The sequence below is a fragment of the Microbulbifer sp. VAAF005 genome, assembly GCF_030012985.1.
In the GTDB taxonomy this organism is placed as follows: Bacteria; Pseudomonadota; Gammaproteobacteria; order Pseudomonadales; family Cellvibrionaceae; genus Microbulbifer.
Genome location: NZ_CP120233.1, coordinates 3,036,205 through 3,051,165, shown reverse-complemented (window position 1 = coordinate 3,051,165; position 14,961 = coordinate 3,036,205). Strand labels below are relative to the sequence as shown.

At 45.1% G+C, this 14,961-nt stretch carries 16 protein-coding genes; all 16 read left to right on the top strand.

From position 1 onward, the window contains the following. The first annotated feature begins 7 nt into the window (after positions 1-7). Positions 8-262 (top strand): acyl carrier protein, encoded by a 255-nt coding sequence (locus P0078_RS13530; protein ID WP_202862844.1) that lies wholly within the window; start codon positions 8-10, stop codon positions 260-262. Positions 263-282: 20 nt separating this feature from the next. Then, a complete protein-coding gene (locus P0078_RS13525; protein ID WP_282930486.1) occupies positions 283-810 on the top strand; it encodes a COG4648 family protein in 528 nt (175 codons plus the stop codon). A gap of 9 nt (positions 811-819) precedes the next feature. Continuing rightward, positions 820-2,526, top strand: coding sequence for an ApeI family dehydratase (locus P0078_RS13520; protein ID WP_282930484.1), 1,707 nt, complete (start codon positions 820-822; stop codon positions 2,524-2,526). After that, positions 2,519-3,259, top strand: coding sequence for a glycosyltransferase family 2 protein (locus P0078_RS13515; RefSeq protein WP_282930482.1), 741 nt, complete (start codon positions 2,519-2,521; stop codon positions 3,257-3,259). Before P0078_RS13520 ends, P0078_RS13515 begins: the two co-directional genes overlap by 8 nt. After that, the gene (locus tag P0078_RS13510; protein ID WP_282930481.1) at positions 3,256-4,179 is read left to right on the top strand and encodes a lysophospholipid acyltransferase family protein; all 924 of its coding nucleotides are present in this window, start codon (positions 3,256-3,258) and stop codon (positions 4,177-4,179) included. The genes P0078_RS13515 and P0078_RS13510 overlap by 4 nt, the downstream gene beginning before the upstream one ends. Continuing rightward, positions 4,176-5,735: an HAL/PAL/TAL family ammonia-lyase gene (locus P0078_RS13505; RefSeq protein ID WP_282930480.1), complete on the top strand. Its 1,560-nt coding sequence runs from the start codon at positions 4,176-4,178 to the stop codon at positions 5,733-5,735. Before P0078_RS13510 ends, P0078_RS13505 begins: the two co-directional genes overlap by 4 nt. Continuing rightward, positions 5,725-6,159: an acyl-CoA thioesterase gene (locus tag P0078_RS13500; RefSeq protein ID WP_282930479.1), complete on the top strand. Its 435-nt coding sequence runs from the start codon at positions 5,725-5,727 to the stop codon at positions 6,157-6,159. Before P0078_RS13505 ends, P0078_RS13500 begins: the two co-directional genes overlap by 11 nt. Before the next feature lie 2 nt (positions 6,160-6,161). Continuing rightward, the gene (locus P0078_RS13495) at positions 6,162-6,776 is read left to right on the top strand and encodes a LolA family protein (RefSeq protein WP_282930478.1); all 615 of its coding nucleotides are present in this window, start codon (positions 6,162-6,164) and stop codon (positions 6,774-6,776) included. A gap of 4 nt (positions 6,777-6,780) precedes the next feature. After that, positions 6,781-9,045, top strand: a complete 2,265-nt coding sequence (locus P0078_RS13490; protein WP_282930477.1) for an MMPL family transporter — start codon at positions 6,781-6,783, stop codon at positions 9,043-9,045. Positions 9,046-9,048: 3 nt separating this feature from the next. Beyond that, the gene (locus tag P0078_RS13485; protein WP_282930476.1) at positions 9,049-10,233 is read left to right on the top strand and encodes an NAD(P)/FAD-dependent oxidoreductase; all 1,185 of its coding nucleotides are present in this window, start codon (positions 9,049-9,051) and stop codon (positions 10,231-10,233) included. Positions 10,234-10,364: 131 nt separating this feature from the next. Beyond that, complete coding sequence (locus tag P0078_RS13480) at positions 10,365-10,811, top strand: DUF3261 domain-containing protein (protein ID WP_282930475.1); 447 nt, start codon at positions 10,365-10,367, stop codon at positions 10,809-10,811. Between the two features lie 2 nt (positions 10,812-10,813). Further along, the gene (locus P0078_RS13475; protein ID WP_282930474.1) at positions 10,814-11,974 is read left to right on the top strand and encodes a beta-ketoacyl-ACP synthase; all 1,161 of its coding nucleotides are present in this window, start codon (positions 10,814-10,816) and stop codon (positions 11,972-11,974) included. A gap of 5 nt (positions 11,975-11,979) precedes the next feature. Further along, on the top strand, positions 11,980-12,426 hold the full coding sequence (locus P0078_RS13470; RefSeq protein WP_282930473.1) for a hotdog family protein: 447 nt from the start codon (positions 11,980-11,982) through the stop codon (positions 12,424-12,426). Next, the gene (gene fabG / locus P0078_RS13465; protein ID WP_282930472.1) at positions 12,427-13,155 is read left to right on the top strand and encodes a 3-oxoacyl-ACP reductase FabG; all 729 of its coding nucleotides are present in this window, start codon (positions 12,427-12,429) and stop codon (positions 13,153-13,155) included. Continuing rightward, on the top strand, positions 13,155-14,381 hold the full coding sequence (locus tag P0078_RS13460) for a beta-ketoacyl-ACP synthase (RefSeq protein WP_282930471.1): 1,227 nt from the start codon (positions 13,155-13,157) through the stop codon (positions 14,379-14,381). Before fabG ends, P0078_RS13460 begins: the two co-directional genes overlap by 1 nt. 36 nt (positions 14,382-14,417) lie before the next feature. Then, entirely contained in the window at positions 14,418-14,951 is a 534-nt protein-coding gene (locus tag P0078_RS13455) for an acyloxyacyl hydrolase (protein ID WP_282930470.1), read from the top strand. Positions 14,952-14,961: the final 10 nt, after the last annotated feature.

The window sequence follows — 14,961 nt, the reverse complement described above, 5'->3', positions numbered from 1 at the left end:
GGTATTTATGTTGAATAGCAGAGAAGAAATTTTACCAAAATTGACCGAAATTCTGGTTGAGATGTTTGAGGTCGATGAGGCAGATATAACAGAAGAAGCCCACCTCTCTGATGATCTTGATATAGATAGTATTGATGCTGTGGACCTAATTGTTCGCTTGAAAGAAGTAACAGGAAAGAAAATTGCACCTGAAGAGTTCAAAAGTGTAAGAACTGTTGGAGATGTAGTTGGTGCAATTGAAAAGGTAATGGCAGAGAAGTGAGTCGATTCGCGCAGCTAATATTGGTCATTATTCTGACACTGTACCCTATGGCAATTTACTTTGGCATAGAATACTTGTCTTTAAGTAGTATTCTGTTACTGCTGTTGATGGTTGCGGTTTTAAGGGTATTGTTTGGCGGCGCGAATAAGGCGATTGGCACCAAGTTAATGGCCGTGGCCTTGGCTTTTGTTGTTGGGGTTTCCTGGTTAAGGGGCGATTCAAACGGACTTCTTTGGTATCCAGTACTTTGTAACCTGATTCTATTTTCACTGTTTTTATACAGTTTGAGTCAACCGCAAACATTAGTAGAACGGCTTGCTCGCCTTACGACTCCAGATTTGCCACCTGAAGGTATTCTATATACACGAAAGGTTACCAAGGCATGGTGTCTATTCTTTTTAATTAATGGAAGCCTCGCACTGGCAACTGTTTTAAACGGCGATATGAAAGTCTGGACTCTTTACAATGGCCTTGTTTCATATGTGTTAATGGGAATTATGATGGGTGGTGAATGGCTACTGCGTCGTCGCGTCCAAAATAAGGTGTGAGTTAAGGCCGTGGACAAAGTACAGTTTGAACAGGTGTTTGGTTACTCGAATGACCAAGCAGTAGTTAGCTATTCAAGTCGTGGGGAAATTTCATTCGCACAATTTAAACGTGAATTGGCATTTGTTGAGCGAAAGCTAAAAAAATCCCTAAACGAAGCTGGGATCAAGAGAGCTGCCATTTTCTGTGAAGATAGTTACGAGTTTAGTTTGCTCTTTTTTGCCGCTATGTCTTGTTGTGAAGTCGTTGTTATTCCGGCAAATAACAAGCGATTTACCCAGCAAAAACTGGGTGAGCAAACCCTATTACTGGGCAGCTGGGAAGATAGCTCGGCATTTAGTATAAATATTCCGGATCAATATAGCGAAGAGCTATCTGTTCCCAGTTATTTTGATGCTGGTATTCAATTATTCACATCAGGAACCAGTGGTGAACCACAAACTGTTGATAAAACCCTATCTCAATTGCTCAATGAGGTTAAGGCCCATAATCTGAAGTGGTCATCCCGGGTGGTTAATACAACTACTTTGGCAACAGTAAGCCACCAGCATATATATGGCTTACTGTTTAAATTACTGTGGCCGCTAGCCAGCGGGCGTCGATTTGTTAGTAAGACTTATGTGGATATTGTGGGATTACTCCAAGACGCCCAGAAATGGGGGCCTGCCGTGTGGGTTGCAAGCCCTGCACAGTTAAGTCGCCGTATTTCTTCCTGGCCATGGGAGTTAGGAAAGTCCTTAGTGGATATCTTTTCTTCTGGGGGGCCTTTACTGGAAGTAGATGCAAAGGCGATTGATCAGTTGTGTGGAATCCAGCCCATAGAGGTCTATGGAAGCACTGAAACCGGGGGGATTGCCTGGCGTAATCAATTGCGTCAGAAAAGTTGGAGTCCACTAAAAGGAGTGAACATTGCAAAAAACAGCGATGGGTTACTCAAAGTCTCTTCTCCGTGGTTGCCCAAGGAGTTTATTTGTCAGGACAAAGTACAGATAAGTACAGACGATATGTTCGAACTTAAGGGGCGAGCTGATCGCATTATTAAGATTGAAGAGAAAAGAATTTCTCTTACACAGGTTGAGTCCCTACTAGTTGGTAGCTCATATATTGTAAAAGCCAATGCACTTGTCCTGGAGCGTAAAAGAAAAGTAGTTGCCGCTGTTGCCACACTTACGGAATCCGGGAAAGAACTATTGCAAAAGAAAGGAAAGGCTTCTCTTGTTCGTAAACTTAGAGAAACCCTGGCCATGGATCTTGATGGCGTGGCTGTGCCACGTTCTTGGCGTTTTGTTGATGAAATTCCCACTAACTTACAGGGAAAAATAACGAGAGACCTGCTAATGCAACTTTTTGATGAAATTCCGGCAGCAATGGTGCCACAGATTATTAGCAGCGAAATATTAGATAATACTCGTCAAGTTAATTTTACGGTTAATGACGATTTGCCTTGCTTGGATGGTCATTTTGAAGGCTCACCGGTAGTGCCGGGAGTGGTACAGCTGGATTGGGCTATGCATTTTGGCCGCCCACTTGTAAAAGCCGGCAGTACGTTTACCCAAATGGAAGTGATTAAATTTAAGCAGTTAATGATGCCCGGTGATGCTGTCACTTTATCTTTGGAGTTCAGCCAGGAAAAGAACAAATTAAATTATTCTTTTCGAAACACTCAAGATGGCAATATAGAATATAGCAGTGGTAGGTTGTGCTTCAGCCATGTCTAACTTTTGTTTTGTAATACCCGTTTATAATCATGAGGGGGCGATCGCACAGACGTTGGCATCTCTGGATGGCTTTAACCTGCCTTACATTCTGGTAGATGATGGCTGTGATAAACCCTGTAGAATTGAACTACAACGCTTAGAGCAGAGCTATGGTCCCCGGGTTCACTTGGTTGTTCGCCAGGCTAATGGTGGAAAAGGTGCTGCGGTAAAAAGTGGTCTGCGAGCTGCGAAAGAGCTTGGATATAGTCATGGAATTCAAGTCGATGCCGATGGTCAACACAGCCCCGCTGACATACCTCAATTCCTAGAGAAAAGCAGAAAGTGCCCTGATTCACTGATTTGTGGCTATCCGCAATACGATAAATCAGTACCTAAAGTTCGTTTGTGGGGACGCTATCTAACTCATGTATGGATCTGGATTAATACTCTTTCTCTGGAGATTAAGGATTCCATGTGTGGGCTGCGTTGTTATCCCTTATCTCGAACTGTAGATTTGTTAGATAACGAGTATACCGGTGATCGAATGGATTTTGATCCAGAGATCTTGGTACGGTGGTATTGGAGCAAAGGCGGTCTTTGCCAGGTACCTGTTAATGTGAGCTACCCAATAGATGGCGTTTCCCATTTCCGGGGATTTGAGGATAACTTCCTTATATCGGCAATGCACACCCGTCTATTTTTTGGCATGTTGGCCAGAACTCTGCGTATTTCGACAGTAGGGCGAAAAGCGTGAGTAATTTACACTGGTCAAAATACCGGGAACAAGGCTTTTTCCTGGGCATCAAGTTCTTATTCTGGTTGCATCACTGGTTGGGTCCGATCGCCTTTAAAGTTGCGGTATACCCGGTAGTTTTATGCTATTACCTAAAAAATCAGAGTGGCCGCAATTCGATCCGTGAGTACTTGGAATTATTCACCAAACGCTACCCATCTAGCGGTATAGAACCGAATTGGAAAACCGGATTTAGAATTTTTCTTAATTTTGCTAACAGCGCTAGAGAAAAGCTTGAAGCCTGGTTTGTGGGTATCCCGGATAGTCAGGTAAATTTCCCAAAAAGAGCGGGTCTTCACCAGTTGGCGGCTAGTGGCCAGGGTGGATTAATAATTGGCTCCCATCTCGGGAACCTGGAGGTTTGCAGAGCGCTTGGCAGCCTGACAAAGGTACGGGTAAATGTGCTAGTGCATACAAAGCATGCGGTGAAATTTAATCGCATGATGAAAATGCTCAATCCCCTGAGTCAAGTACGGCTTATCCAGGTGACAGAAGTAACTCCCGCTCTAGCGATGCGACTCTCCGAGGCTGTTGAAGCCGGGGAGCTGGTTGTTATTGTCGGTGATAGAACACCTATTAACTCTATGGGGCGCACCTGCGAGGCAGAATTCCTAGGGCGAAAAGCGCCTTTTCCCCAGGGGCCATATATTCTTGCTGCGCTGCTCAAATGCCCGGTGTACACGCTTTTCTGTCTGCGCAGTACTTCCGGATACGATATTTATATGGAAAAACTCTGCGATCGCGTTGTGATGAAACGCGGTGACAGAGAGGGGCATATTCGCTCTCTTGTCGAGGAGTTTGCACGACGGTTGGAACGCTATTGTCATATAGCACCTTTGCAATGGTATAACTTTTACCCGTTCTGGGATCAGCAAAAATGAATTCAGCAGTACTACAACGAACCCAAATAGTCTTTGATGGCACAGATCTATCTATTGATCAGGTAAACACCATTGCAGCTGGCCGTGGCGATATCTCTCTATCTGATGAAGAGGGCTTTGTCGCAAGGATAAATCGCGGTGCCGAGTTCCTGGATAGCCTTTGGCAGAAGGAAGGTGTGATCTACGGAGTAACCACTGGATATGGTGATTCCTGTACCGAAAGTATTCCAGCAGACCTGGTGGAAGAGTTACCTCATCGGTTATTTACCTTCCATGGTTGTGGAATGGGGGAAGTCTTTACTCTTGAGCAGAGTAGAGCGATTGTTGCTGCCCGGATTGCCAGCCTTGCAAAGGGCAGTTCAGGGGTCCGATATCGGCTGTTGCAGCAATTGGTTTTGTTACTTCAGAAAGACATTATTCCGGTAATTCCCCAAGAGGGTTCTGTGGGAGCCAGTGGCGACTTGACCCCACTGTCTTATGTTGCTGCGGTTTTGTGCGGGGAGCGCAAAGTTTGGTACCGAGGCCACCAGAGAGATACTGCTGAGGTATTCGATGAATTACAGATTGAGCCATTGAAGCTATACCCAAAAGAGGGTTTGGCGATAATGAATGGCACCGCCGCAATGACTGGCTTGGCGTGCTTAGCCTACAAACGGGCAGAGTATCTAGCACAGCTGAGTGCTCGTATTACCGCCATGATGAGCGTTGCGTTGGATGGCAATGCCTATCATTTCGATAGCGCGCTTTTTGCAGTGAAGCCTCACCCCGGTCAAAACCAAATTGCAAAGTGGATTCATGACGATCTCAATGTTGGTGCCGCTCCAAGACAAAATAGCCGATTGCAGGATCGCTATTCACTTCGGTGCGCTCCCCATGTAGTGGGTGTATTACAGGACTCTCTGCCCTGGCTCCAGCAGTTTATTCATAACGAACTAAACAGTGCCAATGATAACCCGATCATTGATGGTGAAAACGAGAGGGTGCTTCATGGTGGGCACTTCTATGGTGGGCATATAGCCTTCGCCATGGATAGCCTGAAGAATGCGGTAGCAAACCTCTCTGACTTACTGGATCGACAAATAGCCCAACTGGTAGACGTTAAGTTCAATAATGGACTCCCGGCAAACCTATCAGGTGTAACCGCGCCTCGAAGATCGATTAACCATGGCTTTAAGGCTGTTCAAATTGGTGCGAGTGCCTGGACTGCTGAAGCACTAAAGCAGACCATGCCCGCAAGCGTTTTTTCCAGATCAACGGAGTGTCATAACCAGGATAAGGTCAGTATGGGCACCATTGCTGCCAGGGACTGTATCAGGGTATTACAGTTAACGGAGCAAACAACCGCAGCGGCACTGATGGTTGCTTGGCAGGGCATTCAGCTTCGAGTTCGTAGTGGAGGAGTGGATTTGGAAAAATTATCTACCGCTCTTAATACCACAATCAGGCAGATAGGAGATGAATTTTCTTTTCTGGAGGAAGATAGAGAGCTTGAACAGCCATTGAGAAAATTCGTTTCGTTAATTCAGCAAAGACATTGGCGCTTATATGAAAACTAATAAATCTATGCGCCCTGAAAAATGGACGGCACAAGTTGAACTACAAATTCCTTTCCACGATGTGGATATGATGGAGATAGCTTGGCATGGGCATTATGCAAAGTACTTTGAAATAGCCCGATGTGCATTGTTTGATCAGTTGGAATATAACTACCAACAGATGAAGGAATCAGGTTTTGCCTGGCCGGTCATAGATTTGCGCGTACGATATGCAAAGCCTTTACGATTTCAGCAGTGGATTGTTATTCGCGCTGAGGTTTCTGAATATGAAAATCGATTTAAGATCAATTATACGATAACAGATAGAGATACCGGTGTACGCTTAACAAAAGGACATACCGTACAGGTAGCTGTCGAAATAAGCAGTGCCGAAATGCTGTTTGCATCGCCTCCAATTTTGCTGGAAAAATTGGGGGTAAATTAGTGATGACTGCCAAGCGTTTGGTTTTATTTTTTATTTGCTTTCTATTTTCCACAGTAACTTCTGCTTTGACTTCAGAGCAGCAGGCGGTTTTGCGGGAGATAGAGAAAAATATTGTGTCATCTCCACAGATGCTTGGCACTTTTTCCCAGACAAAGAGGCTGCCCCAGTTGCCCAGGCCTCTGGTTTCTTCAGGCATCCTGGCTATTTCTGAAGAGTTAGGATTAAGCTGGCGAATAGAGAATCCAATAGAATCCCATCGAATATTTAAGCTAGATGATGCTGATTCTGGTAATCGGGTCAATAGCAATATTGTAGGAAATCATGTGGCTGATCCTCTATTAAAGATTATCAGTGGTGATTTTAGCGAACTGGATCAGACTTTTACGGTGGGACCACAGATCGCAGAAGAGCAATGGAGAATTAACTTAATTCCCAAGCAAGAGGCTTTTAGAAAGGTTATTGAATCGATAGAAGTCGTGGGAGACAAAAAGATTCGGAAAATAGTACTAGCTGAAGCCAACATGGCAATTACTGAAATAGATATTTTTAATTTACATTCAGTTGAAGCTAATAACAGTCAACTACTGAGTGAATTCTCAGAAGATAACCAGAAATAATTTCATGTCACGTCGAGTTGTTATTTGGCTTTCCTTTGTTAGTGTAATTATTGGGATAACTGTATTACGCTATCAATCCAGCTGGCTACAAACAGATATTTTGTTATTAGCTGATAATAACTCCGACTCGGTAAGTAGTGCTGGCATCCAGAAAAAAGTCAGTCAGCAATTACAGGGAAGTTTAATTTGGGTTTTAGTTTCTGAAGGAAAAGAATCACATCGTCTGGCCAGGCATACCCAAGAGTTGGCGCAGAAACTAAAGGCCGCAAAATCTTTAGAGTCTGTTGAATATCGTTGGGCCGACTCTGAAAGCTATAAAGAGGAGTGGGAGCTGCTCTTTCCTCTGCGCCAACAGCTACTCAGCCCTGAAGATAGGGCGTTATTAGATGCTACCCCAGAGGAACTTATACAGCGTCAATTGAGTAAATTATACGGGCCTGACGGCGCTGGAATTGATTTGGAGAAAGATACTTTCTCAACTTTTCGCAATTACTTTACCGCTGATATTGGAGTTACTCCACAAGTCTTTGATGGAATTCCGGTACATACAGAAGGACATAAAGTTTTTACCCTGCTTTATACGCTGGCCGCACCAGTTGATTTGACTGGAGAGAGCGATATATCACTTCTTTCTTTACAGTCAGAATTAAAGCAATGGGCTCAAAAAAATGGTTATTCGCTGCTGGTAGCTGGAGCCCCCCTGCATACAGAGTATGCTGCTGCTATGGCGCAGGATGAAATACGCCTGATTGGCTCCCTTTCGATCCTTGCTATTTGCTGTCTATGTATTGTTGTCTTTCGCTCATTAAAACCTCTACTAGCCTGTACATTCGCAATTCTATGTGGCGTGGCCAGTGGTATATCTGGTGTTATTATTATTTTGGGCCAAATTCATATACTGGCTTTTGTATTTGGTACAACGGTTTCTGGATTGGCGATTGACTACGCATTTCACTTTATTTGTAATAGATTGAGGCTGGGCAAGCCAAAAGATAAGGATATATTACCTGAGCTATTGCTGGGCTTGATATCAAGCTGCTTGGCATTTTTCTCTCTTGCATTAACACCTTTTCCGCTTTTACAACAAATAGGGGTTTTTGTCGGCTGTGGTTTAATAGGGGCTTGGTTGACTGTAATCCTGCTATTCCCACGCTGGATTAATATTAAGCATAGGCCTTTATCGTTTTCCAGTCAGTTTCCTAAACTCAATATTAGGTACTACCTGTTTCCATTGGTTGGGCTGTTGATTTTTGGATCTGCGGCACTTCAGAAAATTCAATTTAATGATGACCTAAAACTGTTTTACCAGCCTCCAGAATTTCTTACACAAGATGAAATAGAGCTAAATTCTCTGATTAAATCCCGGCCAGACTCCCGTTATTTTTTGGTTTTTGGTGAAGATGAACAACAAGTATTAACACGAGAATGGGAACTTAGAAATCAACTAGGCTATTTAGTAGAAAAGGAAATTATTAGTGGTTTTCAGGGGGTAACTAACCGGATACCTCCAAAAGAGGTTCAAGAAGCTGACTGGAAGTTATTGTCGAAGTTTTACAGTGGGGATGCTGTCAGGTCTTTTTATCAGCAATTGGGTTATTCTGAACAAGATATTAACCAGCAGTTAAGTTCTAAAATACAGCCATTCAATACCTTTAATTTCTCTGAATGGTTGCCAGTTGCAGGTCGGCAATATAAAGGATTATGGCTGGGTTGTGAAAATAATCACTGTTATTCTGTGGTACGTATTTATGGCTTAAAAGAGGATTTGTCATCTTTAGAGTTACTGCCTGGAGTAACCTATGTTGATACTACCAGAAGTATCTCTAATGTTATGTCACAACAGCGTGATCTGTTGCTGCAATTACTGCCATTAATATTCATTGTTGTATTTCTGGTAACTGCAACTAAAACAGGAATAAAGCAAGCCTTAAGTATAGTTGCACTTCCATCCAGCGCAGTACTAGGCACCCTGGCGATAGTAATTTTACAGGGATCAGCAATTAATTTATTTCATGTTGCGGCTTTATTACTTGTCTTTGGTATTGGTATAGATTATGCAATATTTAGCCATACAAGCAGAAAGGCAGAGCAGCATTATACCCTGCTGGCGATAGCTATGGCTGGGTTAACAACTTTTTTAGGGTTTGGTTTGTTAGCATTGTCTGGCACACCGGCGATAGCAAATTTTGGGTTAGTCCTGGCTGTGGGCACAGTATTAACTTTGTTGTTGGCATTTTTATTTTTTTGTACACGGGGTAAGGGATATTAGCCAATGAAAGAAATTAAGTCTGACGTTGTTATTATTGGTGCCGGTCCTGCCGGAGCTATCGCAGGTGCGTTATTGGCTAAAAAAGGTTGGCAAGTTTCGATAGTTGAGCGGGAAGAATTTCCTCGCTTTTCTATTGGTGAAAGCCTACTGGCTCAATGTATCGAGTATCTTGAAAAAGCAGATATGTTAGAAGCTGTGAAATCAGCGGGCTTTCAATATAAAAATGGTGCTGCTTTTGAGTGGGATGGTGCTCGTACATCATTTGATTTTCGGGAGAAGTTCTCCCCTGGGCATGGCACTACCTTCCAGGTACAGCGAGCTAAGTTTGATAAAATCCTGGCTGATGAAGCAGAGCGCCAGGGTGTTAAGGTCTATTATCGCCATTCTGTAGTGTCAGTTGATATTGCTGAGAATAACGCAAAGTTAATTGCCGAGAATGATGGCGAAAACCTGGTTTTCCAGGCGCGCTTTGTATTGGATGCCAGTGGCTTTGGCAGAGTTTTACCGCGATTACTTGATCTCGATCGTCCGTCAGAGTTTCCTGTTCGAGAATCCGTATTTACACATGTTGAAGACAATATTGATGATAGCCATTTTGACCGGGATAAAATCTTAATCACTGTGCATCCCAGTGAGCGGGATATTTGGTATTGGTTGATTCCCTTTGCAGATGGAAGAGCTTCTATTGGGGTTGTAGGTGAGAAAGAAAAGATTTCGACCTGGGGGCAGGATCCGGAACAGATATTGAAAGGGGCTATTGCCTCCGCTCCCGAGTTGTCAAAAACTCTGCGCAATGCCAAATTCGATACGGAAATACAACGTATTCGCGGATATTCCAGTGATGTGACCAAACTGGCTGGCCCTGGTTTTGCGCTTTTGGGGAATGCCGGTGAATTTCTAGACCCGGTATTTTCATCCGGTGTTACCATTGCAATGAAATCCTCTGAGTTAGCAGTTGAGTGCCTGCATCGCCAGCTCTCAGGGGAGGCGGTTGATTGGGATGAAGAGTTTGTTGAACCCCTGAAGCACGGTGTGGAAGTTTTTAAAACCTATGTCAAAGCTTGGTATGACGGTCGTTTCCAGGATGTAATTTTTTATCAAACCGATCAAAAAGAAATAAAAGGCATGATTTGCTCAATCTTGGCTGGTTATGCATGGGATAAAAAATCCGTTTGTTGCCGCCGCTGAGCGTCGATTGAATACACTGGTAGAAATATGTTCCGCCAAGTAATACTGTTTTTGAGCTTTCTTGCCCTGGTGGGATGTATGTCCACAGGGGGAGGAAAGAAGAGCTGCAAAGTTGGCCTTTGGCTCCACTATTGAGCGAGGGACCGCGCCAGCTCAATCAACATTTACGCATTATCTATCAAGGCGATGAGTATGAATTGATGGCGGCTACTTTCCACACTATGGAGAGTTTAAAGATATCTCTTCTCAGCCCTGAAGGGATAAGCCTGCTGGATGTTACATACGATGGTAATGAGGTCAGCACCCATTACCACATGAGTAGAGCAGAGAGAGTGCCACCAGAGAAATTGCTGGCAGATATCCAGTTTGTATACTGGCCAATTGCCCAGCTTCGTGAAGTATTGCCCATAGGCTGGAATTTGGACGAGGCTATTGTCGAGGGAATTTACACGCGAAAACTCTCACGCAATGGTGAAGTGAATTCAGTGGCTCGCTATAGCAGTAAAGATATTTGGAAGGCCCAAATTGAGCTGGAGCACAAACTACTGGGTTATAGGTTAAGCATTAGGAATTTCTAAGTATGAAAAATTTCTATCTTAATCATATGGGGATCATCTGCACCCTGGGAAATACTGCTGAGGCAGTAGCTAATTCCTTGTTCGGTGATGAGAGTTCTCATATGCAGGTCGATGAAACCTATTTGCCACAATACAGAGGGAATCTGGGTATTGTGCAGGGGAAGCTGCCTGATTTACCGAGTTCGTTGCAAGATTACCACTGCCGCAATAACCAGCTGGCTATGGCTGTGCTGACTCAAATTGAAAGTGCAGTCGCTGAACTAATAGAAAAACATGGTGCGGGCCGAATTGGCGTTGTGATGGGAACCTCAACCTCGGGAATAGACTCAGGTGAGGCCTACTTAAGTGGTGAGAAAGAGACCGGATATAATTATCGGCTTCAACAGCAAATGGCTGGTTTGAGTACCTTTGTTGCGAAGTACCTGGGAATCCAAGGCGTTCAGCTCACCGTCTCCACAGCTTGCTCGTCCAGTGCCAATGCTTTTGCCAGTGCCCGGCGCCTTATCTCAACCGGTACTTGTGACGCCGTTGTTGTTGGCGGTGTGGACTCCCTCTGTGGCATGACAGTCCGGGGGTTTCATAGCCTGGGGGCACTTAGTGCCGGCCAGACCAATCCTTTCAGCGTTAATCGGGATGGTATTAACCTCGGTGAAGCTGGAGCAATGTTTGTGCTGAGCAAAGAGCCTGGTCCTGTGGTTCTATCCGGTGTTGCTGCCACGTCTGATGCCCACCATATGTCGGCCCCAGACCCAGAAGGACGTGGTGCGGAAGCCTGTATGCGCGGGGCTCTGGAGAATGCTGGCTTGGATACCGCCGACATTGATTATCTGAATCTTCATGGTACGGGAACGCCACATAACGACTCTATGGAGGCTCTAGCCGTTGAAAGAGTGTTTGGAAGCCAACTACCGTGTTCTTCCACAAAACCTTTTACTGGGCACACGCTGGGTGCTGCAGGCGCTCTTGAAGCGGCTTTTTGTTGGCTTGCCTTACAATATGATCAACTTCCCCGCCATCAGTATGATGGCCACTATGACCCGGAGATAGTGCGACTGAACCTGTATCAAGGCCACGAGGCTCCTGGAAAATTGCGCTATGTAATGAGTAACTCTTTTGCCTTTGGTGGGAGTAATTGCTCGGTAATCTTGGGCAGTCAGAGGTAAAATAGATGCACAAATATACTGCTGAAGAACTGGTTCCACACAGTGGAAATATGTCACTCCTCGATGCAGTGATCTCTGTAGGCGAGGAGCAGCTACAGGCAAAGTTGCGAGTTCGTGATGATGGAATATTTTCCCGCAACGGTCGTGTTCCCGCTTACGTGGGTATTGAATATATGGCCCAATCCATCGCAGCTTTCTCCGGATATCATGCAAAAGAACAGGGTAAAGACGTTCGCCTGGGTTTTTTACTGGGTACTCGCAAGTTCCTGTCAAATATCGAGAGTTATCGCTGCGGTGAAGAATTAACAATTGATGTCCAGCGCATTCTCCAGGCTGAAAATGGCATGGCGACATTTGAGTGTGTGATAACCGGCTCATCTATCGAGCAGAGCGCACGGCTTAATGTTTATCAGCCGGATAACGTAGAACAGTATTTGAAGGAAAGAAACTAAATGTCAGAGTGGGTTTTAGTTACCGGTTCCAGTCGTGGTATTGGCCGGGCGATTGCACTTCAGTTAGCTGAAGATGGCTACGATATTGTTTTACATTGCCGCAGCCGCCGTGATCAAGCAGAGGAAACAGCAGAAGAGATTGCTAAGTTAGGGCGAAAAAGCAGAATTTTGCAGTTTGATATTGCCGACCGGGAGCAAGCACGGGATGTCTTATTGGAAGATGTCGAGAGTAATGGCTGTTACTACGGCATTGTGTGCAATGCTGGTGTTACTGCCGACAATGCTTTCCCTGCGATGCCTGCTGAAGATTGGGATTCTGTTGTACACACCAATCTGGATGGTTTTTACAATGTTTTACACCCCTTAACCATGCCTATGGTCAGGCGCCGTGCGCCCGGCCGTATTGTCGTGATGACTTCTGTATCCGGCATTGCTGGAAATCGCGGCCAGGTAAATTACTCCGCATCCAAAGCGGGTTTGATCGGTGCGAGTAAGGCATTGGCGTTGGAGTTAGCCAAGCGAAAGATTACCGTGAATTGTGTTGCTCCGGGCCTCATTGACACCGATATGTTGGATGAAGACTTGCCCGTTGAAGAAATTTTAAAAATGGTGCCTGCCCGCAGAATGGGTAAACCAGAAGAAGTGGCGGCAACTGTAGCGTTCCTGATGCACGAACGTGCTGCTTACATCACCCGTCAAGTTATCTCAGTAAATGGTGGTCTCTGCTAATGAAGCGCGTGGTTGTTACAGGAATGGCCGGAATATCCCCTATCGGCCAGGGTTGGGACTCGGTTAGTCAGGCTTTACAGAGCGGTCTTTCAGGCATTTCCTACATGGAAGACTGGGATAAGTATGAGGGGCTTGAAACCCGACTGGGCGCGCCGGTAAAGGATTTCGAAAAACCGGCTCACTACAACCGTAAACGTGTGCGTAGCATGGGGCGCGTTTCATTAATGGCGGTTCGCGCCAGTGAAATTGCGCTTGAGGATGCGGGATTGTTGGATGACCCCATTCTCAAAAGTGGTGCTGTCGGAGTCTCCTATGGCTCGTCAGCAGGCACTCCGTCAGCAGTGGCTGATTTCGGCAATATGTTGATAAATCACCGCACCGACGGCCTTAATGCGACCAGTTATATAAAAATGATGTCCCATACGGCGGCGGTCAATATCGGGGTATTTTTCGGCTTGTGTGGACGGGTTTATACCACAAGCTCCGCTTGTACCTCTGGAAGCCAGGGGATTGGGTATGCCTATGAGGCAATTCGCAATGGTAGCCAAACCATTATGGTGGCCGGTGGTGCAGAGGAGCTGTGTGCAACCGAGGCTGCGGTCTTTGACACCTTATATGCGACTTCAACAAAGAACGATACCCCTGAATTGTCTCCACGTCCCTTCGATCGCAACCGGGATGGATTAGTTATCGGCGAGGGCGCCGGTACACTTATCTTGGAAGAATATGAACACGCGATTGCCCGTGGAGCCAGGGTTTATGCAGAGGTCGCAGGGTTTGGAACCAACTCTGATGGCAGCCACGTCACCCAACCTCAATCGGCAACTATGCAGGTGGCATTGCAGCAGGCAATAGCACAGGCTGGGGTAGAGACTAGCGAAATAGGTTATGTCAGTGCGCATGGCACAGCTACAGATCGAGGTGATATTGCAGAAAGCCACGCAACCCGTAATGCATTTGGGCGTGCAGTACCCATAAGCTCACTTAAGAGCTATACCGGTCATACGCTGGGTGCCTGTGGCGCATTGGAGGCTTGGGCAAGCATTCAGATGATGCGTAACGGTTGGTTCCATCCCACGATTAATTTGGCAGAGGTTGATTCTGACTGTGCGGAGTTGGATTATATCCAAGGCAGTGGAAAGCACATCGATACTGAGTATGTGATGAGTAATAATTTTGCCTTTGGCGGAATCAATACGTCTTTAATATTTAAAAGACGTATTTAATTTTCCTCTCAGAGAGCTTTAATCTAGGGATAGCATATGAAGTGGGTACTGGCTGTAGTTTCGACAATTCTTTTGGCTCAGCCAGTTACTGCTGATGAACTCTTAGTGAGTTTTGGCGGTGGCCCGCAACCTGATTCAAGTCAGAATAATAAAACCTACGGGATAGATTACTCCTTTAAAACATTTAAAAAGAGTTACCGTCAGCATATTGATATAGGTGTTAGCTATACTGAGCTAACTACTGATGCTGATGAAAATAAACGTATAAGAGCGTTTTCCATCTATCCTCAATTAAATCTATATCCCAGGCAAAGAAGTTGGGGGCAACCTTATTTCTTTGTTAGAGCGTTGGGTCCTAGCTATATTTCCAGCAACCAATTGGGAAACCGTCGTCAGGATAATAACTTTTCTTTCCAGGCACAGGTTGGATATGCTGCGCGAATTAACTGGAGAGGGAAAGAAGATCTGGTGCTAATGGTTTCCTGGAAACACTTCTCCAACGCCAACCTGTTCAGTGACAATGATGGAATAGATGTTCCGTTTGTTATTAATTTGGGCATGAAAATCTGATTTTCAGTTA